The sequence below is a fragment of the Hoylesella buccalis ATCC 35310 genome, assembly GCF_000177075.1.
GTDB lineage: Bacteria > Bacteroidota > Bacteroidia > Bacteroidales > Bacteroidaceae > Prevotella > Prevotella buccalis.
Window position 1 is genome coordinate 67,058 of record NZ_ADEG01000087.1, and the last position, 24,274, is coordinate 91,331.

19 protein-coding genes and 1 tRNA gene are annotated in these 24,274 nt (G+C 48.3%); 11 read left to right on the forward strand and 9 right to left on the reverse strand.

Translation table 11 applies throughout. The features are described 5' to 3' along the window. Nucleotides 1-2: 2 nt before the first annotated feature. Together HMPREF0650_RS09395 and HMPREF0650_RS09400 are read right to left on the reverse strand one after the other, a co-directional pair. On the reverse strand, nucleotides 3-4,325 hold the full coding sequence (locus HMPREF0650_RS09395) for a CusA/CzcA family heavy metal efflux RND transporter (RefSeq protein ID WP_004350309.1): 4,323 nt from the start codon (nucleotides 4,323-4,325) through the stop codon (nucleotides 3-5). 77 nt (nucleotides 4,326-4,402) lie between these two features. Further along, nucleotides 4,403-4,819 carry a DUF6769 family protein gene (locus HMPREF0650_RS09400; protein ID WP_040563063.1) on the reverse strand — a complete coding sequence of 139 codons (417 nt, stop codon included), beginning with the start codon at nucleotides 4,817-4,819 and terminating at the stop codon, nucleotides 4,403-4,405. 488 nt (nucleotides 4,820-5,307) lie between these two features. On the opposite strand from HMPREF0650_RS09400, the gene HMPREF0650_RS09405 reads away from it, so the two are divergent. Continuing rightward, nucleotides 5,308-5,637 (forward strand): PadR family transcriptional regulator, encoded by a 330-nt coding sequence (locus HMPREF0650_RS09405; RefSeq protein WP_036879848.1) that lies wholly within the window; start codon nucleotides 5,308-5,310, stop codon nucleotides 5,635-5,637. 26 nt (nucleotides 5,638-5,663) lie between these two features. After that, on the forward strand, nucleotides 5,664-7,412 hold the full coding sequence (locus tag HMPREF0650_RS09410; RefSeq protein WP_004350315.1) for a PspC domain-containing protein: 1,749 nt from the start codon (nucleotides 5,664-5,666) through the stop codon (nucleotides 7,410-7,412). Nucleotides 7,413-7,643: 231 nt separating this feature from the next. On the opposite strand, the gene HMPREF0650_RS09415 is transcribed toward HMPREF0650_RS09410, so the two are convergent. Together HMPREF0650_RS09415 and crcB are read right to left on the reverse strand one after the other, a co-directional pair. Beyond that, nucleotides 7,644-7,717: transfer RNA gene (locus HMPREF0650_RS09415), tRNA-Ile, on the reverse strand. Between the two features lie 161 nt (nucleotides 7,718-7,878). Then, the gene (crcB, locus tag HMPREF0650_RS09420; RefSeq protein ID WP_040563087.1) at nucleotides 7,879-8,256 is read right to left on the reverse strand and encodes a fluoride efflux transporter CrcB; all 378 of its coding nucleotides are present in this window, start codon (nucleotides 8,254-8,256) and stop codon (nucleotides 7,879-7,881) included. Nucleotides 8,257-8,474: 218 nt separating this feature from the next. Between crcB and HMPREF0650_RS09425 the strand changes: the two genes are divergently transcribed. Then, complete coding sequence (locus tag HMPREF0650_RS09425) at nucleotides 8,475-9,347, forward strand: hypothetical protein (protein ID WP_004350320.1); 873 nt, start codon at nucleotides 8,475-8,477, stop codon at nucleotides 9,345-9,347. A 203-nt stretch (nucleotides 9,348-9,550) separates the two neighbouring features. Here the strand turns inward: HMPREF0650_RS09425 and HMPREF0650_RS09430 are convergent, their stop codons facing one another. The 3 genes from HMPREF0650_RS09430 to HMPREF0650_RS09440 all read right to left on the reverse strand — a co-directional run bounded on the left by HMPREF0650_RS09430 (nucleotide 9,551) and on the right by HMPREF0650_RS09440 (nucleotide 12,364). Beyond that, complete coding sequence (locus tag HMPREF0650_RS09430; protein WP_040563070.1) at nucleotides 9,551-10,429, reverse strand: DNA-methyltransferase; 879 nt, start codon at nucleotides 10,427-10,429, stop codon at nucleotides 9,551-9,553. 90 nt (nucleotides 10,430-10,519) lie between these two features. After that, nucleotides 10,520-11,359 carry a type II restriction endonuclease gene (locus HMPREF0650_RS09435; RefSeq protein WP_004350325.1) on the reverse strand — a complete coding sequence of 280 codons (840 nt, stop codon included), beginning with the start codon at nucleotides 11,357-11,359 and terminating at the stop codon, nucleotides 10,520-10,522. A gap of 18 nt (nucleotides 11,360-11,377) precedes the next feature. Beyond that, nucleotides 11,378-12,364, reverse strand: coding sequence for a DNA adenine methylase (locus HMPREF0650_RS09440; RefSeq protein ID WP_004350326.1), 987 nt, complete (start codon nucleotides 12,362-12,364; stop codon nucleotides 11,378-11,380). Nucleotides 12,365-13,304: 940 nt separating this feature from the next. Between HMPREF0650_RS09440 and HMPREF0650_RS09445 the strand changes: the two genes are divergently transcribed. Then, nucleotides 13,305-14,102 carry an ADP-ribosylglycohydrolase family protein gene (locus tag HMPREF0650_RS09445; protein ID WP_004350328.1) on the forward strand — a complete coding sequence of 266 codons (798 nt, stop codon included), beginning with the start codon at nucleotides 13,305-13,307 and terminating at the stop codon, nucleotides 14,100-14,102. 154 nt (nucleotides 14,103-14,256) lie between these two features. On the opposite strand, the gene HMPREF0650_RS09450 is transcribed toward HMPREF0650_RS09445, so the two are convergent. Next, entirely contained in the window at nucleotides 14,257-16,107 is a 1,851-nt protein-coding gene (locus HMPREF0650_RS09450) for a heavy metal translocating P-type ATPase (protein WP_004350329.1), read from the reverse strand. 405 nt (nucleotides 16,108-16,512) lie between these two features. Here HMPREF0650_RS09450 and ruvB point away from each other — a divergent pair, with 405 nt between their 5' ends. The 6 genes from ruvB to nadC all read left to right on the forward strand — a co-directional run bounded on the left by ruvB (nucleotide 16,513) and on the right by nadC (nucleotide 22,303). Next, a complete protein-coding gene (ruvB, locus tag HMPREF0650_RS09455; RefSeq protein WP_004350331.1) occupies nucleotides 16,513-17,547 on the forward strand; it encodes a Holliday junction branch migration DNA helicase RuvB in 1,035 nt (344 codons plus the stop codon). 16 nt (nucleotides 17,548-17,563) lie between these two features. Then, complete coding sequence (gene coaD / locus HMPREF0650_RS09460; protein ID WP_004350333.1) at nucleotides 17,564-18,037, forward strand: pantetheine-phosphate adenylyltransferase; 474 nt, start codon at nucleotides 17,564-17,566, stop codon at nucleotides 18,035-18,037. Nucleotides 18,038-18,085: 48 nt separating this feature from the next. Continuing rightward, entirely contained in the window at nucleotides 18,086-18,511 is a 426-nt protein-coding gene (gene ybeY / locus HMPREF0650_RS09465) for an rRNA maturation RNase YbeY (RefSeq protein WP_004350334.1), read from the forward strand. A 253-nt stretch (nucleotides 18,512-18,764) separates the two neighbouring features. After that, nucleotides 18,765-20,351: an L-aspartate oxidase gene (gene nadB, locus HMPREF0650_RS09470; RefSeq protein ID WP_004350336.1), complete on the forward strand. Its 1,587-nt coding sequence runs from the start codon at nucleotides 18,765-18,767 to the stop codon at nucleotides 20,349-20,351. A gap of 21 nt (nucleotides 20,352-20,372) precedes the next feature. Beyond that, complete coding sequence (gene nadA / locus HMPREF0650_RS09475) at nucleotides 20,373-21,365, forward strand: quinolinate synthase NadA (RefSeq protein WP_004350338.1); 993 nt, start codon at nucleotides 20,373-20,375, stop codon at nucleotides 21,363-21,365. A 65-nt stretch (nucleotides 21,366-21,430) separates the two neighbouring features. Further along, on the forward strand, nucleotides 21,431-22,303 hold the full coding sequence (gene nadC, locus HMPREF0650_RS09480) for a carboxylating nicotinate-nucleotide diphosphorylase (protein ID WP_004350340.1): 873 nt from the start codon (nucleotides 21,431-21,433) through the stop codon (nucleotides 22,301-22,303). 96 nt (nucleotides 22,304-22,399) lie between these two features. On the opposite strand, the gene HMPREF0650_RS09485 is transcribed toward nadC, so the two are convergent. Then, nucleotides 22,400-23,368, reverse strand: coding sequence for a cation diffusion facilitator family transporter (locus tag HMPREF0650_RS09485; protein ID WP_004350342.1), 969 nt, complete (start codon nucleotides 23,366-23,368; stop codon nucleotides 22,400-22,402). A gap of 405 nt (nucleotides 23,369-23,773) precedes the next feature. Between HMPREF0650_RS09485 and HMPREF0650_RS09490 the strand changes: the two genes are divergently transcribed. Beyond that, nucleotides 23,774-24,274: BspA family leucine-rich repeat surface protein (locus HMPREF0650_RS09490; protein ID WP_004350344.1), on the forward strand; the 501-nt coding region annotated here is incomplete at its 3' end.

Genomic DNA, 24,274 nt, shown 5'->3' on the forward strand with positions numbered 1-24,274 from the left:
TTTTAAATGGTTGGATATTGTAAATTGATGATTGTGTCGATGAATTGTTCGTATGCTTCCCAATAATCAAGCTCGGTTTGCACGGCATCACCCATGGTCTGAATGAACCCAATGTAATCGGTTGCGCCCAGTTTGTACGCAGAAGACGCGCCACGTTGCTGCGCCCTGGCCGTGGGAAGAGCTGTTTCTCGGTAATATTGCAGTTTGTGACGCCACTTCTGATACGCCGTCTGCAAGCGTGCTTGGTTGTCACCCAGTTGCTTTTTCAGCAAGTCAAGCTGCGTGTTTTCGATGTCCCTGTCCAGGGCGGCAGCCTTTTGTCGGGCCTTGTACGAACGTCTGAACAGCGGAACACTCACGCCAACGTCGAATGTCCAGTAGCCGTTTTTGTCGCCAATGCGCTGTGTACCACCCTCCACGAAGAATGCCGGAAGCCCTTTGGACCTTTCCAGTCGGATGTTTTCTTCGGCCAATTTAACCCTCTCCGACTGACAAGTCAATACGGGACTTGCACTGTCTGCTACCTCTCCAAGCGTCTCGTCTGGAGCCGTAGTGGGTTCATAAAGTCCCTCTCCCAGCCACCGTGACAAGGCTTTCAGTGCCACTTGGTAATCAAATACCGACTGTTTGAAGTTTTCTTTGGTTTCAACAGCCTTCTTCTTGGCGGCCAGATAAGCCAGCTTCGACGTTTCTCTTGCCTCGTAACGCACTTTCGCCGCATGCTCAAAGTTCTGGTAGATAGAGTCTATCATGGCATGTACGTTCATCCTTTGCCTTAGGATGTAAGCCTGCGCATAATCGCGGTAAACGGCTTTGCGCAATTGATGTTCGGTGAGATTCATCTCTGCACGAGCCACATTCACCTGTTGTCGTTGGGTGCGCACGCGCTGTCTGTTCCCCAGTACGTCAATGTTTTGCCTGACAGACAACAGGGTAAAAGTGGCATCATTGCCTCTTCCAAGCTCATCTACCCCTGCCGACAGCTCAGTAAGTCCCACCTCGCTTACGCCTTTGACCATGGTCTCTTCACGACTAACCCCCATCCGTGCCAGACGGATGCTTGGATGATATTGCTCGGCCAGTTGCAGGGCTTGTTGTAAATTCACTGGCTGTTGAGCCTGCATGCCGCATGGTGCCAGCAGCGTCAGCATCAGGGCAAAGGCCGCTTTGGGTATCCTATGGGCAGTTTTTCGCTGCGCTTTCTCTTCCAAAGCGTACAATAAAGGAACGACAAGCAAGGTAAGCAGCGTAGCCGTGAACAGTCCGCCGATGACCACAGTGGCCAAAGGTCGCTGCACTTCAGCACCTGCCGACCCCGACACTGCCATGGGCAAGAAGCCCAACATGGCGGCCGTGGCCGTGAGAAGGATGGGGCGGATGCGCTCTTGCGTACCCTTGATGATTCTGCGGTTGATGTTGTTCATACCTTCTTTCTTTAACGAGTTGAAGCGATTGATGAGTACCAGACCGTTGAGCACGGCCACTCCGAAGAGGACGATGAAGCCCACTCCTGCCGAGATGGAGAAGGGCATGCCGCGCAACAGCAAGGCCAATACGCCGCCGACCGTGGCCAGCGGAACCGCCATGTAAATCATGAGGCTCTGTTTGAGCGATTTCAAGGCGAAATAAAGTAGCACGAAGATCAGGAGCAGGGCGATGGGCAAGACAATCATCAAGCGATTCTTGGCCTCCTGAAGTTTCTGGAATTCACCGCCATACGCCAACCGATAGCCAGCGGGCAGGCGCAGTTGCTGATCGAGTTTGTCCTGTATCTCATCCACAACCGACTGCACATCCCGTCCTCTGACGTTCACGCCGACATAGATGTTGCGCGAGGTTTGCTCGCGAGAAATCTGCATGGGCCCCGACTCATAATCAATATGTGCCACCTCGCTCAAGGGTATCTGTGCCCCGCTGGGCAGCGGTATGTAAAGTTGGCGCAGGTCGTTGATACTCTTCCGGTAAGCGTCAGAGAGCCTGATGACCAGGTCAAACCGTTTCTCGCCCTCAAACACCGACCCTGCCGAACTTCCGGCAAATGCGCTGCTGACATAGGCATTGAGGTCATCGATGTGCAAACCGTATTGCGCCACCCGCTGCCTGTCGTACTTCACCGTAATCTGCGGCAGTCCGTCTGTGCGCTCAAGGGTCACATCCTCGGCTCCCTCTATCCTACTGATGATGCTCACCATCTGCTCACCCAGTTCGCCGAGTTTGTCGAGATCGTCGCCATAAAGTTTCACGGCCACATCCTCGCGCACACCCGTGAGCAGCTCGTTGAAACGGAGGGCCACCGGTTGTGAGAACGAGAAGTTGAGCCCCGGCAGGATTTGCAACTTTTCTTTGATCTTTTCTATCAATTCTTCTTTGGTCTTGGCCGATGTCCATTTGCTGCGGTCTTTTTCCAGAATGATGAAGCTGTCCGTGTAGTCAAACCCCATCGGGTCGGTGGGTATGTCGGCCACCCCAATGCGTGCGCATACGGTTTTGATTTCCGGAAAGCTCTGAAGCAGCAGGCGTTCTACCTCTCCCTCGCGCTTAATGGTTTCCGAGAGCGAACTGCCGGGGCGGAGGAAGGTTTGCATGGCGATGTCGCCCTCATCGAGTTCAGGCACAAATTCGCCTCCCATCCGCGTGAAAGCAAATGCGGCAGCCAGAAACAAAGCGGCGGCAGAAGCAAGTACCATCTTTTTATGACGCAGGGCATACAGCAGCAGCGGGTGATAAACATGTATGATGCGCCCCGTCACACGGTTGCCCACGCGCTGCAAGCTGCGTTCCATCCGCGCCAACCTTCCGCCCTGGTGGCTCAGTGGACGAATGAGCAAAGATGAAATCATCGGCACATACGTCAGACACAGAATGATGGCTCCCAGTACGGCGAACGAGAAGGTATAGGCCATAGGGGAGAACATTTTTCCGCTGACGCCAGAGAGAAAGATGATGGGGGTGAACACGATGAGGATAATCAGCTGACCGAAGAAGGCCGAATGCATCATCGAAGAGGCGGCCTCGAAGGCGACGGCGTTCATGCCGCCCCGTCCCAGTTGGCTGTGCTTCCTGATTCTTTTCTCCATTTCGAACACCGTACCCTCCACGATAATCACCGCCCCATCGACGATAATTCCAAAGTCGATGGCCCCCAGACTCATCAAGTTGGCGCTCACGCCAAAGAGCCGCATCATGATGAGGGCGAACAGCAAGGACAGCGGAATGACCGATGCGGCGATGACACCTCCGCGCAAACTTCCCAACAACAGCACCAACACGAATATCACGATGAGCGCGCCTTCTGTCAAATTTCGTGCGATGGTGCTCGTTGTACGCTCGATAAGGTCGGACCGATCGAGAAAAGGTTTGATGTCGATGCCGTCTGGCAGCGATTTTCTGACGCTCTCCATGCGCTCCTTCACCGCCCTGACCACCTTGTCAGAGTTGGCACCCTTAAGCATCATGATCATGCCCCCGACTGCCTCATGACCGTCTTGCGTGAAAGCGCCGTACCTCACTTGTGAGCCAAAGCCCACCTTGTCGGCTACGTCGCGCACGAGAACAGGGGTGCCGTTGACATTCTTCACCACGATGTTCTCAATGTCGTCAACCGACTTCACCAGTCCTTCGCCCCGGATGAAGCTGGCCATGTGGTCGCGCTCTATGTAGGCGCCGCCCGTGTTGACGTTATTCTTTTTCAAGGCTTCGTACACCTCGCCCACGCTCACGCGCATGGCGTTCAGCCGCTGGGGGTTGAGGGCCACCTCGTATTGCTTGATGCTTCCGCCAAACGAGTTGACCTCCACCACGCCCGGAATCATGGACAGCTGGCGCTTCACTATCCAGTCTTGAATGGTGCGCAGCTCCTGCGTACTGTAACGGGCGGTGTCTTTGGGAACAAGGGTGTACTGTAAAATCTCGCCCAGTCCCGTGCTGATGGGACCCATCTCGGGCGTTCCGAATCCCTCTGGAATGTCCTCGCGCACCTCTTCCAGCTTCTCTTGCACCAGCTGGCGAGGCAAGTAGGTGCCCATGTCTTCTTTGAAAACGATGGTGACCACAGACAGGCCGAAGCGTGAGATGGAACGGATGTCTTCAACGCCGGGCAAGTTGGACATGGCCAACTCTACGGGGTAGGTGACAAACTGCTCGATGTCGGCCGTCGAGAGATTTTCAGAAACCGTGATGACCTGCACCTGGTTGTTCGTGATGTCGGGCGTGGAGTCTACGTTGATTGTTCGCAATGAATACACTCCACCGCCGATGATGGCCGCCAACAGGAGTACCACCAGAAATTTATGTTGAATGGAAAAATAGATAATCTTGTTAATCATAACCTTAGAATGAACATGTACGACTTACTGCGGAACAGCTGTTGACAACTGCTCTGCCACTCGATAAAAACAATGGGTTATGATAAGGTGGGAGGACCCCTTCGGCCACTTGAGGCTACATGTGCCTCAAGCAATCGGACGATGGGGTCGGGCGTTTCGCCAACTGGCGAGACTTCCAGCACGTGCGGGTGCATGTCAGCAGCGTGGGCGCACAGCCAATGAGGCTGCTGCTGCACCACTTGGATGACGGGTTGCACATCCGCATCGTCCTTAACAATGTGTCTGATTTGCTCTACGGGACAGTTGTCTGCCTGCGATTCCTGTCCGGAAGAATGATGCTGGGTGTGGCGGTCATTGATTTGACCGTCTGTCTCGCACCTCTCTTCCACGAAACAAACGTTGCTCAGGTGGTGATGATGAGGCACGGCCAACACCAGCAACACCATGAGCATTGCCAGCCAAAGACTTACTATGAGCGCTTTTCCCCTCATCATGATGCAAAGGTAGCAAAAGATTGTTGCAACTCGGTTGCAAAGTGCTCATTTACATTGTTTTCCAATAGCATTGACTTTGAACGCCAAAGTCATGTGAATTGGACACCAAAGTCAATGACTTTGGGTGCCAATGTCATTGACTTTGGTTTTCAAGGTAGATGCGCTTGCGCACTCTCTTATACAGATATTCATCGAACATGCTGATTGTCAACACACTAACCGTGTTCTCGAATATAAAAAATAGGCTTTGCCACCAGCACATTCGCATAACACGGCCATTATGTTTAAGGCTATTGGGGTTGAACAACAAATGATTGTTTTTGCTAATAAGCAACCGTTTTAATGGAAGAGCTGTGATCGCTGAATAAATATTCACTACGCCTTTTCAGTTAAATAAAGTTAATATAGTAATTATTTATAGTACTATGTTTTGCAAGGTACTTATATTTTACCTACTTTTGTGACATCAACTTGAAAAATTGATGATTATGAATGTAGACAATGTGAAATCGCAAATGCGCAAGGGAATGCTGGAATACTGCATTTTGTTGCTGCTGGAAAAACAGTCGGCCTACACGTCGGACATCATTCAGCGGCTCAAGGAGGCCGAACTGCTGGTGGTGGAGGGAACGTTGTACCCGTTGCTTACGCGACTGAAAAACGACCATTTGCTGAGTTACAAATGGCAGGAAAGTACGCAGGGGCCTCCGCGAAAATACTATATGCTCACTGAGAAAGGAGCAGTCTTCCTCCGCGAATTGGACAAGGCGTGGGGTGAGATTGCCGCCACCGTCAACTATCTGAAACAACCTAAGTAAGTTCTATTTTTATTCAACCAGTCATTATGAAAAAGAATATCACCATCAATATGTTAGGCAGGCTTTACGCCATCGATGAAGACGCCTACGGACTGTTGCAACAATATATCGACACGCTGCGCAGCTATTTTGCGCATAAGCCCGATGGAAAAGAGATTGCCGACGACATTGAGGCCCGCATTGCGGAACTGTTTGACGACCTGAAGGCACAAGGCGTTGAAGCAATCAACATTCAGCACGTGCAGGACATCATCACACGAATCGGAGATCCCAAAGAAATGGTCGAGGAGGAACCCTTAGATGAGGAGACGGCGGTGCAAGAGGAGGAGCAGGCAGAAGAAAAGAGTATGGGCAACCGACTGAAGGAAGAAGTTGTGGCCTATTTCGAACGATTGAGAAAATCGGGCAAACGTCTATACCGAGACCCCACCGACAAGAAGATAACCGGACTGCTGGCTGGATGTGCCCGCTACTTTGGTGGCGACCCCTTGTGGTGGCGACTGGCTTGTGTGTTGCTCGTGTTTATCACTTTTAATACGTCTTTGTCTTCTGGCAGATTCTTCCATGTAACGCCATTCACATGGACACCGCTTTGGCTGGTAATCATCTATTTCATGATTTCGATCATCACACCCGTGGCACAGAATCCCGAAGACCGACTGAAAATGAAAGGAAAGGATGTGACACCACAAAGCTTGGCGCAGGAAGTGACCGAAGAACACATACAGGCCGACGCTTCTCAACCTCGCCGGAGTGGAGCGTCGGGATGCGTAGCTGGCTTTTTCAAGATTATCCTGCTGCTGATAAAAGGCATGTTTATTCTTGCCTGTATTGTTGCCGGACTGGTTTTGGTGGCTGCATTGGCCACCCTCATCGTGCTGCTGACCATGCCCGATTTGTTTGGCGACAGTGAGTTTGCAAAGCTTTATTCACACGCGGTTAGTCCGTCATTGAGCATCGTATGTGTTGTGGGTATGGCAGGAGTGCTGTTCATTACCCTTTATTGCGGCATCCACTCAATTCTTAGCAACACCCAAAAACTCATGCCAATGGGTACTCCGCAACGCCTGATGTGGGCGGGACTGTGGACCGTGAGCCTCATTGTGGCCATCGTCAGTGGTATCGCCATTGGCGCAAGAATGACTATTGCCGAGGAGAAACTGGATGATATAAGGCATGAGGCCTACATCAAGGAGAACACCCACAATGGCGTATTCATTAACGAAACCGATTGGGATTTCCTGAATCAGGGCGGATGGTATCTGCTGGTTGCTCCGTCAAATCGTGAGGACCGCTACACCTCAAGTGGAGAATATTATACTGGCAACCAGGGCATGCGCTATCTGAGCGGATACTCTGAATGGGGGTTGGGCTATCAGGTGGAGCGTGAGAAAACCGAGGTTACACCTGGCACATATACCTTGAGCGTGGCCGCTCGCACCAATGGCAAGGGGGCTTATGTATATGCCATTGCCGATGGACGTAAATATATGGTGGAGATACCAGCCAATGGCAATACGGGCGGAGATATCTGGGCAGAGGCCAAACGTAGGTTGAGCATCGCAGACTCGCTCTCATCCGATCCGGACAGGACCTATTATCAGAATATCGTTGACGCTAACGACGGCAAGGGATATGGATGGAACCGCATAGAAATCAACAACATACGCAGTACCAAAGGCACCGTTCGCTACGGTGTTTCCACTAAATCGAGCTTCACCGGCACCACGTTCGCAGGACAATGGGTGTCGGCAGCAGACTTCAACTTGAAATAAAAAGGGCAATCAAGCCTGTTCCCTCGAACGACATGGTATCAGCACACAACGGTTAGCGCAGCTCATCCTCCACCCTATAATGGTTGATGCGCATTGAGCGTGATGAAATAAGCATGTACCAATTAGCGTGTATGGCTCATATAGCAGGCTGTTTATTATTTAAGTTGAAGAATTAAATTGAATTGCAAATAAAAAGGAGTTGCGAACTTCGTAACTCCTTTATTTTGATTGTGGACCAGCCTGGGCTTGAACCAGGGACCTCCAGATTATGAGTCTGTTGCTCTAACCAACTGAGCTACAAGTCCGACTTATTGCGGAAAGCGAATAAGTTTATGGCTGCAAAGGTAAAAAATAAAATTGATAATCGGAGGAAGAAGTGAGAAAAACTTTTATTTAACACATTTTTTCGCAAAAACATCATCCAGACGTTGCATAGCAAGAATTGCTGAAAAAGACACCACGGAGGCTAACCTGCCAATTTGATTCCAATCAGCACCATCATCATTCCGAGACAAACACTCCCTCCCACATACAGAACGGCATACGAAAGATGACCTTGTTGCACGAGAGACAAACTTTCATGAGAGAAAGTGGAAAAGGTGGTAAAGCCTCCACAAAAACCTGTTATCAAGAGTAGTTTGAGATTGTTGTTACCAAGCATGTTTTGGTCAATCAGCCCATAGAGGATTCCAATGACCAAACAACCCAAAAGATTGACTGCAAACGTACCATAGGGAAAGGCATTAGGAAGCCAATCTTGTATGACTTTAGACGTAAGATACCTCATGGCCGAGCCAACAGCTCCACCCATGGCAACCATCAACATACTGCGTAGAAAATTCATGGTGCAAAGATATGAAATCATTTTGAATGTCCCTTCATAGGCCAAGACAAATATCATTGGGTAGATTCAACTTCAAATGGTTTTTAGGTTGATAATTTGTCTGGTTTAGCCAAAAATACTAACTTTGTAAAGTAAGACTGACATCACCAACCGATGCCAGGAATGCCTGGCAATCATCAAAGAAGCAAAAAATATGCTGATGCCATAAATCACGAGATATGAACCAGAAGATTTTTAGAATGTTCCTCATCGGATGCGTAGTGGCATGCCTTACCGCTTGCAGCGACACTTTTGAGGAAGGCGACCCTACACCACCAGAGATTTCTGTAGCCGAGGAGGTAACAACAGACCAGCTCACATTTTCGTTTGACGTAATCAAATGCAAGGGCAAGTTCACAGTAGAAAGTGCGGATACCCAATCACCTACTGCACCCAAAATCACCATCAAAGACCACCATGTGACAGTAGAACTCATCGCCGACTATACCTTTCTGAAGGTTACGGACGAGAGTGGATTGTCACAACACATCAAAATACAATCCACACACCCTGACTTAACTCCCACTATCTACGACCTGCACCAATCGTATGGGGTGAGACAGAGATATCCAAGCCTCAAGTTCGGAACAGGAAAGATAAAGATACTGCGTGACACCCAGGAAAATGGTGTGGCCAAAGTCGGCATCGACCCAGATGGCGTGCTGGTCATCGAAAGCATCAAGCCGGGAAGACATTCATTCCAGCTCGCCGATACCCGAGGTGTCGTCCGCTACGTCAACGTGAGCGTCAACAAAGGCTGGGACGTTATTGGCAGCACACTTGAGGTAGAATGTCAACAAGGTGAACTGCTGAATTTCTTAATCAAATATGGTAACGGTGGATGGAAACTGGTGTCGGCAGCTGTTGAAACACCTTTCAACGTCCTGGCACCAAAAGGAACAAATGACGACAGAACTTATCCATACGACTGGCTACAACTAAGAATCCCACAGGATGCCAAAGGACAATTAATCTACAAACTTGAAAATAGGGATAGCCTGCATGTTACCATCACCGTGAGCGTGAAAGAAAGTCAGACGGGTACTGATTAGTCGTGATTCTTCACATACTATTAGACTCACTATTCAGGCCTTCCAAGCAGACCATGGAAATATATGACAAATTATACTTGAAACATGAACCATTCAAGAAAATAAAAAAAATTATAGGGCACAAAGTCCATCATCAATATGCTGAAACGGCGACAGCAAAGGGATTGTAAAAAATAAGGAGTGAAACTTGGAATAGAGCCTTTTTATAGCCAAGGGATTCCATATTGTAATACAAAACTGTCCGACAAAAAAGAATCTTCTGATTGAGATATCATTCCATTTTTCTCTAAATGCTTTAGATAATTAATTCGGACACTCGGATTTTCCAATTCTTCTCTTCGTTTTTTACTCATGAGCAAAAAGTCTTTATCCTTTTCCAAACCAAGATAGTTTCTCCCCAATAGATTTGCAGCAATACCCGTAGTACCACTACCACTAAACGGATCGAGAATCCACGAATTAGGCTCAGAGCTCGCCTGAATAATTCTAGCCAATACACCCAAAGGCTTCTGAGTAGGATGCTTACCGCACGATTTTTCCCACTTTCCTATAGAAGGTAGTTGCCACACGTCAGTCATCTGTTTGTCGCCATTCAACTTTTTCATCAAGGCATAATTAAAATAATGGGGTACCTTAGGAGATTTGCGAGCCCAAATAATAAACTCTGTTGAGAATGTAAAGTAACGGCAAGAAATGTTGGGCGGCGGATTTGTTTTCGCCCATGTAATGATGTTCAGGATCTTGAAGCCCAATTTTAACAATTGTTGCTGCACACTGAAAATATTATGGTGAGTTCCAGAAATCCAGATGGTAGCATTGTCTTTCATGTGTTCACGGACAGCCGTCAACCAACGCAAATTAAATGCATCTAACTCTTCAGAAGTAACAGGCTTGTCCCAATCTCCCTTATCCACACACACAACTTTTCCACTTTGGTAGCTAATGCCTCCTCCCGATAAAAAGTAAGGAGGATCTGCAAAAACCATGTCGAATCCAAACTTAAACTTCGATAGCGTTTCAACACAATCTCCTTGAATAAGAGTAAAATCCTTTGACGAAGACTTGTAATATGAGGGTATCATTTTGAACAAGTTTTTGGTGCTTATCTAATGCAATTATTCTAACTGTTCCGATGAATCATTATCAAGTTTACAGCTTTATGAAAGCTATGTTCACAGTTGATGCTCCTTGCTTTTTACAAGACAAATAAATTCGTCTATACTGGTTAAATTATAAATGTGGGGAATAATGTTGTAGGCTTCTTGAAGTTTATTTTTTGCACTCTTCCAACCAAGTCCGTCAGTAATCCACACAAACTCAAATCCTGAAACAGAGTTTACCTTTGGTGCGATATCTGAATATGAACGAGCAACTTCATTGAGTTTCGAACCTCCCCCACTATAAAAGTTAACCTCTATAAGATAAATTGTGTTCTGTGTCTCTACAACGAAATCAAAACGTTTTTCGTCATCTCCTAAAACAGTTTTAATTTCGCTCCATGTGGCAGATTTGACTTCTCTTTTATAAGCGATATGGTTTTCATCAAAAATTCTTGATACCATATTTTCCATTATATATCCACTTCTATTCTTACGAGCATTACTATCAAGACCTGTCTCTATACCAAAAACATAATCAACAAGATTTTTAATTTTTCCATTTGTAAGGATGTCCGCAAGTCCAGTGGTCTCCAAGTATTCAACAACTCCATCAACGCTTTCAAAAAATCTATTCAGGACTGTGGTTTCGCCCTTGGAATTAAGAACTTTCTTCTGTCCTCCACCTCGCACTGCAATAAGAACATCCATGATACTAAAGGCTGTTTTGTCACGAAGCCAAATAGTCTCTACACTCTTGCGAAGGTTTGTAGAACCTATAAGACTATTCAAAATACAAAGGCTTAACTTTATGTCTTCGACATTCTTCGAGATTTTCCCAAAATTGCAGAAGAAATCCAATGTTTGATTTGTCTCTTGCAATTGAGACATAAATATTTCAAAATTAGTTTTCATTTCTATCTCACATTTTAATCAAACCATACGTGTCAATACATTTTCTTCTGAAATAGCAACAGGAGTAAATAGCAAATTTTCTCTCACTGCATTTGCTTTGGTTGCCCGATAATTTCGCACCAATATTTCTGTTAGCTTACCCCTCTTTTGTGGATTAGAATTAACGCTTCGCGAAGCCCATAAACGTTCTATATGATACGAACTATAAAGCTGATCAAAGAAATTGTCGCTTTCATTTTTTCCCTTACCGTCAGAATTGCTAAGCATCAACTTATAACCTGCCTTATGAATTTTGTCACAGTAGTTTTTCAATCTTATCTGCGAATTATCATTAAAAGCCTCTTTTGTATAATCATTGAAACTTGACGTATCACTTAATGGGCGATATGGCGGATCAAAATAAAAAAGCGTATTACCATGTGCATAATCAAAAGTTGATTCAAAGTCACCATTAAGGATTTCCACTCCTTGCAACAATTTACTATCCAAACGAATGGTCTCGGCATCACAAATGGTTGGGTTTGTATATTTCCCAAAGGGAACATTAAACTTACCTTTTTTATTTACGCGATACAATCCATTAAAACAGGTTTTATTAAGAAATATAAATAGTGTAGTATTTTCAACAATGTCCATGCTTTTTTCGTTATAATGCTCGCGCATGTTCATATAAAAACATTTTCTATCTTCTTCTGTTTCAAGGTTCTGATAGTTTCTTTCCATAGCTCGCAATGAGTCTATCAACTGTTCAGGCATGTCTCTCACCGCCTGATAGCATTTACACAAATCTGAGTTGATGTCATTGATAACCGCACGCTCGATATTTGGATAACGTTGAAGCATATAAAAAAGCATAGCCCCTCCACCTATAAAAGGTTCTATGTACGTTACATTATCCCAATTGTCAAAATCAATTGGGAGTTGCTTATCTATTTGGTCTATCAATTGAGTTTTACCTCCAACCCATTTGATAAAAGGTTTTGCCTTTAGGGATTTACTTATCATATACTATTTTTACAAGCGATCTTCCTTTCTGCAAAGAGTGATTAAATGCAAGGATAGTAGTCGTTATTTTTGGTTTGAAAGAAAATTAAAACCTTTTTATAGGGTGACACATCAAGCCTCTCACAGTTTTCAAGGAGCAATTGCGTGATACGCCTCTTACTCGTCTCAGATTAGCCTTGTCTAACATCTTTCGATCTCTCTTGCGAAAGTACATAAAAAACTCTGATTACCCAAATTTTACATTTGAATATACACAAATGTAGACCAAGTTTCACGCCTCAAATTATTTTACATCTTTTTTACATTCTCTCTACACGGCCATTCATTCATAACCAATTCATAATCAGGAACTATCCACCAACACACCAATTTGTTGAATATTTTATTAAAAAATGGCCCCAAAAACGGCACTTCAAAACTTTCAATCTAGAAAAAAACAATAGGCAAATGTATCGCAAACAAGCAGTTATTTTGTGCGTAATCTCGATTATTTCCACAAAAAAGCGGGTTTTAAGCGATGAAAGGCATCATTTTGCCTGCTTACCAACATGCCTTTGTCCCGCAAAAGCATACACATTAGGGGCTTCATGCAATGCTTTTGGCAAAAAAAGACGTCATAAAAGATTGAAAAACACCGAAGGAAATTTATAAAAACCTGTTTATCAATCACATGCAAGAATCGCTTATGCTTGGCGTATTTGCAACCAAGATCAAGGTTGTTCACAAATACGCCAAGGAGAGAAGGGTATGTTGTCAAGAAAATTCTTTATGTCTGATTGGCAGTCACTCCATATCATCTACAAAACAGATAGGACAAATTTTAGCGCATCCAGTTTGTTAATAAAGCGTAAAAAAAGAGCTTACTTCATGATTGATAGATAAAAGTATGAGAAGTATTTTATAAATTTGTCAAACACCTTAAATTCTATTAAATCGTTATATGTTAGGAGCCATCATCGGCGACATTGTAGGTTCGCCATACGAATTTGACCAATCTGCACCAAAAGCAGGTTTTACCCTCTTCGCAGAAGAATGCAGTTACACCGACGACACCGTCTGTACGGTGGCCATAGCCGACGCCATACTCCAGATGCGCCCTTATCAAGAGTCGCTTCTCGACTGGTGTCACCGCTATCCCAACCCCATGAATGGTTATGGCAACATGTATCAAACTTGGCTACAAGAGAAGAACCCACTCCCACAAAGTTCGTTTGGCAATGGCGCAGCCATGCGCGTTAGTCCGATAGGATGGCTCTTTGACGACTTTCACGACGTGCTTCGCGAAAGCAAACGCTGCACCGAGGTAAGCCATTGCCACAGCGAAGGCATCAGGGGAGCTCAGTGCATCGCCACGCTGGTGTATTGGTTGCGTACCTGTCGCATCACGAAAGACGAAATAGAAAGTGCCGTGAAGAGCAAATTCGGGTATGACATTCCACCTTTGAAGGACATCTACAGAATAGGCAGTCAGGGACACTTTGACAGCACATGTCAAGAAACGGTTCCATGGGCCATCCGCTGTTTCCTGGAAAGTGAGAGTTTTGAAGACGCCATTCGCATCGCCGTTGGCGCGGGTGGCGATACCGACACCAAGGCTGCTATCTGCGGAAGCATTGCCGAGGCATATTATGAAGTGCCGGAAGAACTGATTGAACAGGCTTACGAATACCTGCCCAGCGACATGCTACGCGTCATTGATCGTTTCTACGATCACGTGGGAAGGAGGATCAATTCGTAGCATCACGCAGCATTGCACGCAAGCAATAACGACACGGCCACCCATCGTATGAAAATCGATGGGTGGCCGTTTCGATTGATGTTGAATTTCCAATCATGCTCCATGACCATGACTGACGGGCATCAGGCCTACGGATGTCATGATGGGACGCTTGCTATTTGTTGTTCTTCAAGAAGATGCGTGACGAATTGAGCACAGCCAACAGTGCCACACCCGAATCGGCAAACACGGCCATCCACAGGTTAGCCAGGCCCAACAGACCCAACAGCATCACCAGAGCCTTGATGATGAGGGCCAGCCAGATGTTCTGATTGACGATTCGGCGCGTGTATTTACCGATACGGATGGCATCGGCCACCTTCGAAGGTTGATCGGTCTGGATGATGATATCGGCGGTTTCGATGGCCATGTCAGAACCCAAACCACCCATGGCAATGCCCACATCGCTCAGCGCCAGCACCGGGGCGTCGTTGATACCATCGCCCACAAAGGCCACTCGCTGCCCCATGTGTTTGGCCTGCTCTATGTGTTTCACCTTACCTTCGGGCAGCAAGTCGCCGTATGCCTTGCGTATGCCGAGGCTCGATGCCACCTTTGAAACCAGCTCCTGACGATCGCCCGACAGCATCTCCACACGCACGGGCAGCGATTCTACAGCCTGTTTGGCATCATCTTTCACCTTGTCAGCCAGGATAATATGCCCCACATAGCGACCGAGATGGGCCACACAAACCACAGTTTCCGGAATATTTCGCAACGCATCTGGGAAGAACACGTTTTCACGCTCCAGCAGTTTCAGGTTGCCCACCAGCCACTCATCGGTCTGCAAGCCATGCCCGGCAATGTCTTTGGCATCTATCTTCTCGTCCGTCGGACAATAACGCACGATGGCTTTAGCGATGGGGTGATTGCTCGACTTCTCGATAGCCGACACCGTTTTGAGCGCTTCCTCATCCAGTCCCTCCACACTTTGCACGGCAAATTCGCCCGTAGTGAGCGTGCCGGTCTTGTCGAACATCACCAAATCAACCTCGGTAATGGCATCCAGGTAGTTGCTGCCCTTGAACAGAATGCCCCGCTTGGAGGCCGAACCGATGCCCGCAAAATAACCCAGCGGCACGCTGATGACCAGCGCGCAGGGGCAAGAGATAACCAAGAAGACCAACGCACGGCGAAACCAATCATTGAAAACGTAGGTAAAGTTGGCGTCGAACAAACTATATAGATAAGGTAGCAGAATGGTCAAGGCCGCCAGCATGACAACGATGGGGGTATAAATGCGGGCGAAGCGACGAATGAACAGTTCGGTAGGAGCCTTGCGCTCGGCAGCATCTTCCACCATTTTCAAGATGCGCGAGATGGCCGACTGACTTTCAGGACGGGTCACCTTGAGGCGTAAAACTTGGTCAACGGCTATCATGCCCGCCATCACTTCTTCGCCTTTTTCCATCGTTCGGGGCATCGATTCGCCCGTCAGAGCTGCTGTATTCAGCGAGGCCGAGTCTGACAACAGCGTTCCATCAAGTGGCACTCGCTCGCCAGCCTTCACCTCAATCACATCGCCCACGGCCACTTCAGCCGGCTGTTTCTCCACGGTTGTGTCATCAACGACCACGCGAGCCAGGGTTGGTCTGAAAGCCACCAGCGCGCGAATGTTGTCTCGGGCACGGTCTACAGCACGGTCTTGCAACGCCTCACCAATGCAGTATAGCAGCATCACGGCAACCGCTTCGGGATATTCACCGATGGCGAAAGCACCGATACAGGCAATCGTCATGAGCATGAACTCACTGAATACGTCGCCTTTCACAGCCCATTCCCACGCTTCTTTCATCACTGGCAGGCCCACAAAGGCAAACGCCACGACGTACCATGCCAAGGATATCCATTGGTCATCGAGAATCGTTAACCCAATATATGGGGCTGCAATGCCCACGACAAGCATCACGCCCGACAGGATAATCTTCCACCAGGCCATCTGCTCTTCTTCATGAATGTCTTCCATATCTTTGTGTATATTAAAATTTTACTGCTGCAAAAGTACGAAAAAGAAGATGCAACCGGGTTGCAAAGTGCACCTTGCGCCAAGGAAAAGAATCACTTGCCACACGCCATTCTTTGCCTCGGCATGCGTTAAATAACATCTGTTGCAAGCATTATCAATTAAAAATGATTATCTTTGCATAAGATAGGCGGCACCTCAACAAAACAAACAAGTTTGCTTTGTATTCGGTTTGCACTATCTTTGCATAAGATAGGCGGCACCTAAGCATAGTAAACAAATTTGCTTTTTGTGCGATTAGCACTATCTTTGCAACAGATAGGTTGCGCCTAAGCATAGTAAACAAATTTGCTTTTTGTGCGATTTGTACTATCTTTGCAACAGATAAAAACGACTGTCCCGACAAGTATGGAAGAAGATTTCGACATCAGAGATGAACGCATTTCATCGGCAGAAAAAGAGTTTGAGAATGCGTTGAGGCCCCTGAAATTCAACGATTTCAGCGGGCAACCTAAGGTTGTGGAGAATCTTCAAATCTTCGTAGAGGCTGCCAAATACCGTGGCGAACCGCTCGATCACACCCTCTTGCACGGGCCTCCCGGACTGGGAAAGACTACCTTGAGCAACATTATTGCCAACGAACTGGGCGTAGGGTTCAAACTAACCAGCGGACCAGTGCTCGACAAACCGGGCGACTTGGCTGGCATCTTGACCTCGCTCGAGCCAAACGACGTGCTGTTCATCGATGAGATCCACCGTCTGTCGCCAGTAGTCGAAGAGTATCTGTACTCGGCCATGGAAGACTATCGCATCGACATCATGATCGACAAGGGTCCGTCGGCGCGCTCTATCCAAATAGACTTGAACCCGTTTACCTTGGTGGGAGCCACCACAAGAAGCGGACTGCTCACGGCACCGCTGCGTGCTCGTTTCGGCATCAACATGCACTTGGAGTATTATGCGCCCGAAACATTGCAGAAAATCATCAGGCGCAGCGCAAACATCCTCAACGTACCCATCGACGAGGATGCCGCTTACGAGATTGCACGCCGCTCCAGAGGCACGCCTCGTATCGCCAACGCACTGCTGAGAAGGGTGCGCGATTTCGCACAAGTCAAGGGAAATGGCAGCATCAACACCCGCATCGCACAGTTTGCCTTGCAGGCATTGAACATCGACCAATATGGCCTGGACGAGATAGACAACAAAATCTTGCTCACCATCATCGACAAGTTCCGGGGCGGTCCCGTAGGACTAAGCACCATTGCGACCGCCATTGGCGAAGATACGGGTACGGTGGAAGAGGTGTACGAGCCTTTCCTCATCATGGAAGGATTCATCAAGCGAACGCCAAGAGGGCGTATGGCCACTCATTTGGCCTACGAACATCTGGGCAGAGATCTTTACAAAGGCAACTTGATGGAACCCGGACTGTTTACTTAACGACAAGGAAGAAAACATGGATAGCAAGCCTAAAATCGGCATTTTCGTAGGCAGTTTCGATCCCTACACCATCGGACACGACTCCATCGTGCGCCGCATCTTACCTCTGTTTGACCGCTTGGTCATCGGTGTGGGTGTAAACATGCAAAAAAAATATAGATACAGCGAGGAAGAACGCATTAAGGCCATTGGCGATCTGTATGCCGATGAGCCGCGCATCAGCGTGAAGTCGTATCACGACTTGGCCGTGGATTTCGCCAAACGAGAGGGTGCCAAGTATCTCATCAAAGGCGTACGGTCGGTGAAAGATTTTGAGTACGAGCGCGAACAAGCCGACATCAATCGGCAAATCGGTGGCATCGACACCATCCTGCTCTTTGCCGACCCAGGGATGGCCAGCGTGAGTTCGTCCCTTGTGCGTGAGCTATTGCACTATGGTGCCGACGCATCCATGTTTCTTCCCCAACGAAAAACAGATCATACAAAATAGATCTAACAGATACACTCATGCGAGTGGAAACCGAAAAATGGTTTTTATATGATTACCTATAACATAGACGGCGTGAAGATGCCGAAGATTAAAAAGCGCGAAACATCCGCTTGGATCAAGGCCGTGGCAGCCACCTACGGACGCAAAATAGGAGAGGTGGGCTACATGTTCGTTGACGACGAGAAGATTCTGGAAGTGAACAACGAGTACTTGGGACACGACTATTACACCGATATCATCACCTTTGATTACGACGAGGGCGACATCATCAACGGTGACATCGTCATCAGTCTGGACACGGTGCGCACCAACGCAGAACGTTTCGGCAAGCCTTACGAGGAAGAACTCTATCGCGTGATTATCCATGGCATCCTGCATCTCTGCGGCATCAACGACAAAGGACCGGGCGAACGCGAGATTATGGAGGCTGCGGAAGATAAGGCTTTGGCCATGAGAAAGCAGAAAACGACATAAAATGAGCAACCAGGAGGCGGGCTACGGTCACTCTCTTTGGCTTTTTGTAACGCAGGTAACAAATATAAAAGTTTTTCAGTACTTTTGCATAAGATAGGCGGCACCTCAACAAAACAAACAAGTTTGCTTTGTATTCGGTTTGCACTATCTTTGCATAAAATAGGCGGCACCTCAATATAGAAAGTAAACTTTCTCTATTTTCGGTTTGCACTATCTTTGCATAAAACGGTAAATGAACATCATATAGCACATCATGATACGCAAATTTGATTTCCTCATTATAGGCGGCGGAGTAGCAGGCATGAGCTTTGCACTGAAAGTTGCCAACAGTGGGAAAGGTAAAGTGGCCTTGGTATGCAAGACTACGCTGGACGAAACCAACACGTCCAAAGCACAAGGAGGCATCGCCTCGGTGACTAATTTGAAGGTAGACAACTTCGAAAAACACATTGAGGACACGATGATTGCGGGCGACTTCATCTCCGACCGCAAGGCGGTTGAACATGTTGTGCGCAATGCTCCCAAGGCCATAGACGACTTGGTGAAGTGGGGAGTCAACTTCGACAAAACCCCAGAAGGCCAATTCGACTTGCATCGGGAGGGCGGACACAGCGAATTCAGAATATTACACCACAAGGATGACACGGGCTTTGAGATTCAAAGAGGATTGATGGCTGCCGTGAGATCCAACAAGAACATCACCGTGTTGGAAAACCATTTTGCGGTAGAAATCATCACCCAGCACCATTTAGGCATTGAGGTGACGCGTAAAACGCCCGACATCGAGTGCTACGGCGCTTACGTCTTGGATCCCGACACCCATAAGATAGACACCTTCTTGAGCCGCGTCACCTTGATGGCAACAGGCGGAACGGGCGCCGTGTATGCCACCACGTCCAATCCAAACATCGCCACAGGCGACGGCATTGCCATGGTTTATCGGGCCAAGGGAACGGTCAAGGACATGGAGTTTGTGCAGTTTCACCCCACGGTGCTTTACAATCCGGCCGAAACTCACCCCGCCTTTCTCATCACCGAGGCCATGAGAGGTTACGGTGGCGTGCTGCGTTTGCCCAATGGTGAGGAGTTTATGCAGAAGTACGACAAACGATTGTCACTGGCTCCACGTGACATTGTGGCTCGCGCCATTGACAGAGAGATGAAGCTACACGGCCTCAATCACGTTTGTTTGGACGTCACTCACAAAGATGCGGAGGAGACAAAAAAACACTTTCCGCACATCTACGCCAAGTGTCTCACCATAGGTGTCGACATCACCAAGGAGTACATCCCTGTCTGTCCCAGCGCACACTACATGTGTGGAGGCATCAAGGTTGACCTTAACGGCGAGAGTTCCATCCACCGGCTCTATGCGGTGGGCGAATGCTCATGCACCGGTTTGCATGGTGGAAACCGCTTGGCCAGCAACTCACTCATCGAGGCTGTGGTTTATGCCAAGTCGGCTGCCGAACATGCCGTGGGTGTCATCGACGACTATCAGTTCAACGACAAGGTGCCAGAATGGAATGATGAAGGCACAATGAGCAACGAAGAGAAGGTGCTCATCGCCCAAGACGAGCGCGAAGTGGGACAAGTCATGTCCAACTATGTGGGCATCGTGCGGAGCGACCTGCGACTACATCGTGCTTGGAAACGCCTCGATCTGCTCTATGAGGAGACCGAAGAGCTGTTCAAACGCGTCAAAGCCACCAGAGATATCTGCGAGCTGCGCAACATCATCAACGTGGGTTACCTCATTACACGGCAGGCTATCGAGCGCAAAGAGAGCCGAGGACTGCACTATACGGTAGACTATCCCAAACATGCCTACGACCTTTAGCAGGCACTTATACAATACATTATGATCAAACAAGAATGGAAGGAAAATGGCTTTGTCAACGAGCCTATCCCAGAAGGAACAGACATCAAGGCTGAGATACGCCAGATGTGCAAAGAGAAGAATGCCATCATCATGGCTCACTATTACACAGAGAGCGACGTTCAAGACATCGCCGACTTCGTGGGAGACAGCTTGGCACTGGCGCAAAAGGCTGCCACCACTGATGCAGAGATTATCGTCATGTGCGGCGTTCACTTCATGGGCGAGACCAATAAGATACTCTGTCCCGACAAGAAAGTGCTGGTACCCGACCTCAACGCCTCGTGTTCGCTGGCCGAGAGTTGTCCGGCTGACGAGTTCAAGCAGTTTGTTGAGGCACATCCCGACCACACCGTGATTAGTTATGTCAACACCACCGCTGCCACAAAGGCCGTCACCGACGTGGTGGTAACCAGCAGCAACGCACGCCAAATCGTTGAATCATTCCCCAAAGACACCCCGATTATCTTCGGTCCCGACGAGAATTTGGGCGGATACATCAACAGTCTGACCGGCCGTAACATGCTGCTTTGGAAGGGTGCCTGCCATGTGCACGAGAAGTTTTCGGTGGAAAAGATTCTCCAACTCAAGGCCGAACACCCCGGTGCCAAAATCTTAGCACACCCCGAATGCAAAGGGCCGGTGGTTAAATTGGCCGACAAAGTGGGCAGCACGGCGGCCCTGCTGAAGTACAGCATCACCGATGATGCGAAAGAATTCATCGTGGCTACCGAGAGCGGCATCCTGCATGAGATGCAGAAATCGGCTCCGCAGAAAACATTCATTCCTGCTCCTCCCAACGATAGCACCTGCGCCTGCAACGAGTGCAACTACATGAAGCTCATCAACATGCGCAAGCTATACAACTGTTTGAAGTATGAATGGCCCACCATAGAGGTTCCTGCTGACGTGGCTCAGAAGGCCATTCGCCCCATCAACCGCATGTTGGAGATATCCAAGAAGTTGGGACTCTGACCGTTTTTCACACGACTATATGCCAGTCAACTCATCATTTTTCATCATCACAAAATCAAGAAATCATGCTCTCCGTACAAGAATTGAACGACAAATTGTTTGACCTCGCCTTCAGTGAAGATATTGGTGACGGCGATCACACCACACTGTGCTGCATCCCTGACGATGCCATGGGTGAATGTAAGCTACTCATCAAAGAGGAAGGAATATTGGCTGGCGCAGACATTGCCCAAGAGGTATTCCATCGTTTTGATCCCAACTTGGAGGTTGAGATACACATACCCGATGGCACGCACGTCCACCCGGGCGACATCGTGCTGACGGTAAAAGGACGCGAGCAAAGCCTTTTGCAGACCGAACGATTGGTGCTGAACATCCTGCAACGCATGAGTGGCATCGCCACCATGACGCACCGCTACCAGCAAGCCTTGATTGAGGCCGGCACAAAGACACGCGTGCTGGACACAAGAAAAACCACGCCGGGCATGCGCATGCTCGAGAAAGAGGCGGTGAAGATAGGCGGGGGCATGAATCATCGCATCGGATTGTTCGACATGATTCTGCTCAAAGACAACCACATCGACTTTTGTGGGGGTGTTCGCAACGCCATCTCGCGCGCCAAGAAGTATTGCAAAGAGCATGGCAAGAACCTGAAAATTGAATGTGAGGTACGCAATTTCCAAGAGTTGGACGAGGCATTGGCCGAGGGATGCGACCGCATCATGTTCGACAACTTCACGCCCGATCAGACCCGCCAGGCCGTAGAAAAGGTCAACGGACGCTGTGAAACCGAATCGAGTGGCGGCATCACGTTCGACACCATGATTCCATACGCCAAAGCGGGGGTTGACTTTATCTCCTTCGGCGCGCTCACCCACAGCGTAAAAGGTCTGGATATGAGTCTGAAAGCCGCGGGTAGCGACAAGCTCAAAATCTAAAAAAGACTGGTTTGAAGCATCAGCCTAAACTGGTTTTTGAATCTAAAAACACTGGCGAAAACTGAGCGTTTTCGTTACTATTGATTACACACGCATTCAAGACTGTGTTGACGTGCGGCTGTGTTCGTTCATTTCTTTCGGACTCACATAACAGCCATTCACCTTCAAAGGCTCCAGATGCAGGGCGATGTGGGTATGCTCACCGAACTGCTCGCGCAACCTTTTTTCGATGCGGGTGGCCTTCTCATGCGCCTCATAGAGCGACATCTCGCCCGGCATTCGCACGTGCATCTCAATGGCTATCTTGTTGCCAAGGCGGCGCGTTCGCAGGTTGTGGATGTCCGCCACACCCTCCTCCTCGGCCGCCAGTGCCACCATTTGCGCCTCAACGTCCTTTGGCAAACTACTCTCCAACAGTTCATTGGTGGCCTGAACAATCAGTCCGTAGGCCGCTTTCAAGATGAAGAAACTCACGATGATGGCCGCCAGCGGGTCCAGTACCGCCCACTGCGCACCCAAGAGAATGGCACCACCAATTCCGAAGGCCGTCCCGATGGACGACAGGGCATCCGACCGATGGTGCCAGGCATTGGCCCGCACGGCCTGGGAGCCCACCTCGCGCCCCACCTTTTCGGTGAACCGATAGGCCCACTCCTTCAGCGCGATGCTCACGATGGCCGCAATGAAGGCTATCATTCCCGGCGACTTCAGTTGCTCACCGTTGATGACAGCCCACGTTTTGGTTAAGCCGTTGTAGCAAATCATCGCCCCCACGCCCATCAAGGCTATGCCGATGAGGGCGGTGGCCAGCGTCTCGTATTTGCCATGCCCATAGTCGTGGTCCTCGTCTTGCGGCTTGTTGCCGAGCTTAACGAACAGCAACACCACGATGTCGGTCATGAAGTCAGACAGCGAGTGCACGGCATCAGCTATCATGGCAGCCGATCCGCCCAAGATTCCAGCCGTGAACTTGAGCGCCAGCAACACAGCATTGATGATACTGCCGGCAATGGTGACACGGTAAATGGACTGTTCTCGCTGACGGTCGGAATCGGATTTTTCCATCAATGTTTTAAAAATAAAGGGTTGCTCCGGCAAATATAGTGATTTTTAACTACACGCTGTGTACACCTTTAGAATATCTGCAAAATAACATGATGCTCAATCTTATGTTCTGATGTAGGTGGAGGCTCACTCACTTGAAACTCACTTTAAACGATTGATCGTTTATTTTTTTTAGGGTAACCCGTTGTTTTTCTGGTTTTTATATTTAATTTTGTATTCGTATTCACCTTCTGCGACACGCAACTGGTATGGCTGAGGTGAGATTTTCGATGCAGGAACATCATCTGTTCACGAAAAGATGAATGTGTACTGCAATCCGCAATTGATAGTTATTCACGGTCACGAGTTTGCCCAAGCCCCTCCCTTTGGGAAACAAGACCTTCTTATTCATTCAAAACCATCATCATGAGAAATTATCTACTTTCACTCCTCGTTGCTCTTTTGGCGGTCACGGGTAGCCTGCCTGTGGCAGCACAAGAGGCTTATGCCGTATTAACACCTGACGACGGGACGCTCACTTTCTATTATGACAATCAGTACACCCACTTTCTTCAGAATCACGAACGCATCTACGATATGCCCAAACCCGGGGAGAAACCCATTTGGGCAGGTGATAATTATGCACGCCTATACCAGGAAAATATCAAGCATGTTGTGTTCGACATTTCCTTTTCCGAGTACCGTCCCATCAGCACCCGCTCTTGGTTCGCATATTGCATCAATTTGCAGGACATCGAGGGCATACGGAACCTTAATACCGAAAACGTCACTGACATGAGCCGCATGTTCACTGGCTGCGAGGCATTGGCATCGCTCGATGTGAGCAACTTCAATACCAAAAACGTCACCAACATGAGCTTCATGTTCTCTTTCTGCAAGGCATTGACATCGCTCGATGTGAGCAAA

What these genes read in the sequence shown, in the direction of transcription:
- nadA (WP_004350338.1), top strand. Translation starts at nt 20,373, where the DNA reads ATGATCAAACAAGAATGGAAGGAAAATGGCTTTGTCAACGAGCCTATC.
- HMPREF0650_RS09430 (WP_040563070.1), bottom strand. Translation starts at nt 10,429, where the DNA reads ATGATACCCTCATATTACAAGTCTTCGTCAAAGGATTTTACTCTTATT.
- HMPREF0650_RS09425 (WP_004350320.1), top strand. Translation starts at nt 8,475, where the DNA reads ATGAACCAGAAGATTTTTAGAATGTTCCTCATCGGATGCGTAGTGGCA.
- HMPREF0650_RS09405 (WP_036879848.1), top strand. Translation starts at nt 5,308, where the DNA reads ATGAATGTAGACAATGTGAAATCGCAAATGCGCAAGGGAATGCTGGAA.
- HMPREF0650_RS09395 (WP_004350309.1), bottom strand. Translation starts at nt 4,325, where the DNA reads ATGATTAACAAGATTATCTATTTTTCCATTCAACATAAATTTCTGGTG.
- HMPREF0650_RS09485 (WP_004350342.1), bottom strand. Translation starts at nt 23,368, where the DNA reads ATGGAAAAATCCGATTCCGACCGTCAGCGAGAACAGTCCATTTACCGT.
- ruvB (WP_004350331.1), top strand. Translation starts at nt 16,513, where the DNA reads ATGGAAGAAGATTTCGACATCAGAGATGAACGCATTTCATCGGCAGAA.
- coaD (WP_004350333.1), top strand. Translation starts at nt 17,564, where the DNA reads ATGGATAGCAAGCCTAAAATCGGCATTTTCGTAGGCAGTTTCGATCCC.
- HMPREF0650_RS09435 (WP_004350325.1), bottom strand. Translation starts at nt 11,359, where the DNA reads ATGAAAACTAATTTTGAAATATTTATGTCTCAATTGCAAGAGACAAAT.
- HMPREF0650_RS09445 (WP_004350328.1), top strand. Translation starts at nt 13,305, where the DNA reads ATGTTAGGAGCCATCATCGGCGACATTGTAGGTTCGCCATACGAATTT.
- nadC (WP_004350340.1), top strand. Translation starts at nt 21,431, where the DNA reads ATGCTCTCCGTACAAGAATTGAACGACAAATTGTTTGACCTCGCCTTC.
- HMPREF0650_RS09450 (WP_004350329.1), bottom strand. Translation starts at nt 16,107, where the DNA reads ATGGAAGACATTCATGAAGAAGAGCAGATGGCCTGGTGGAAGATTATC.
- HMPREF0650_RS09440 (WP_004350326.1), bottom strand. Translation starts at nt 12,364, where the DNA reads ATGATAAGTAAATCCCTAAAGGCAAAACCTTTTATCAAATGGGTTGGA.
- HMPREF0650_RS09410 (WP_004350315.1), top strand. Translation starts at nt 5,664, where the DNA reads ATGAAAAAGAATATCACCATCAATATGTTAGGCAGGCTTTACGCCATC.
- nadB (WP_004350336.1), top strand. Translation starts at nt 18,765, where the DNA reads ATGATACGCAAATTTGATTTCCTCATTATAGGCGGCGGAGTAGCAGGC.
- ybeY (WP_004350334.1), top strand. Translation starts at nt 18,086, where the DNA reads ATGATTACCTATAACATAGACGGCGTGAAGATGCCGAAGATTAAAAAG.
- crcB (WP_040563087.1), bottom strand. Translation starts at nt 8,256, where the DNA reads ATGAATTTTCTACGCAGTATGTTGATGGTTGCCATGGGTGGAGCTGTT.
- HMPREF0650_RS09400 (WP_040563063.1), bottom strand. Translation starts at nt 4,819, where the DNA reads ATGATGAGGGGAAAAGCGCTCATAGTAAGTCTTTGGCTGGCAATGCTC.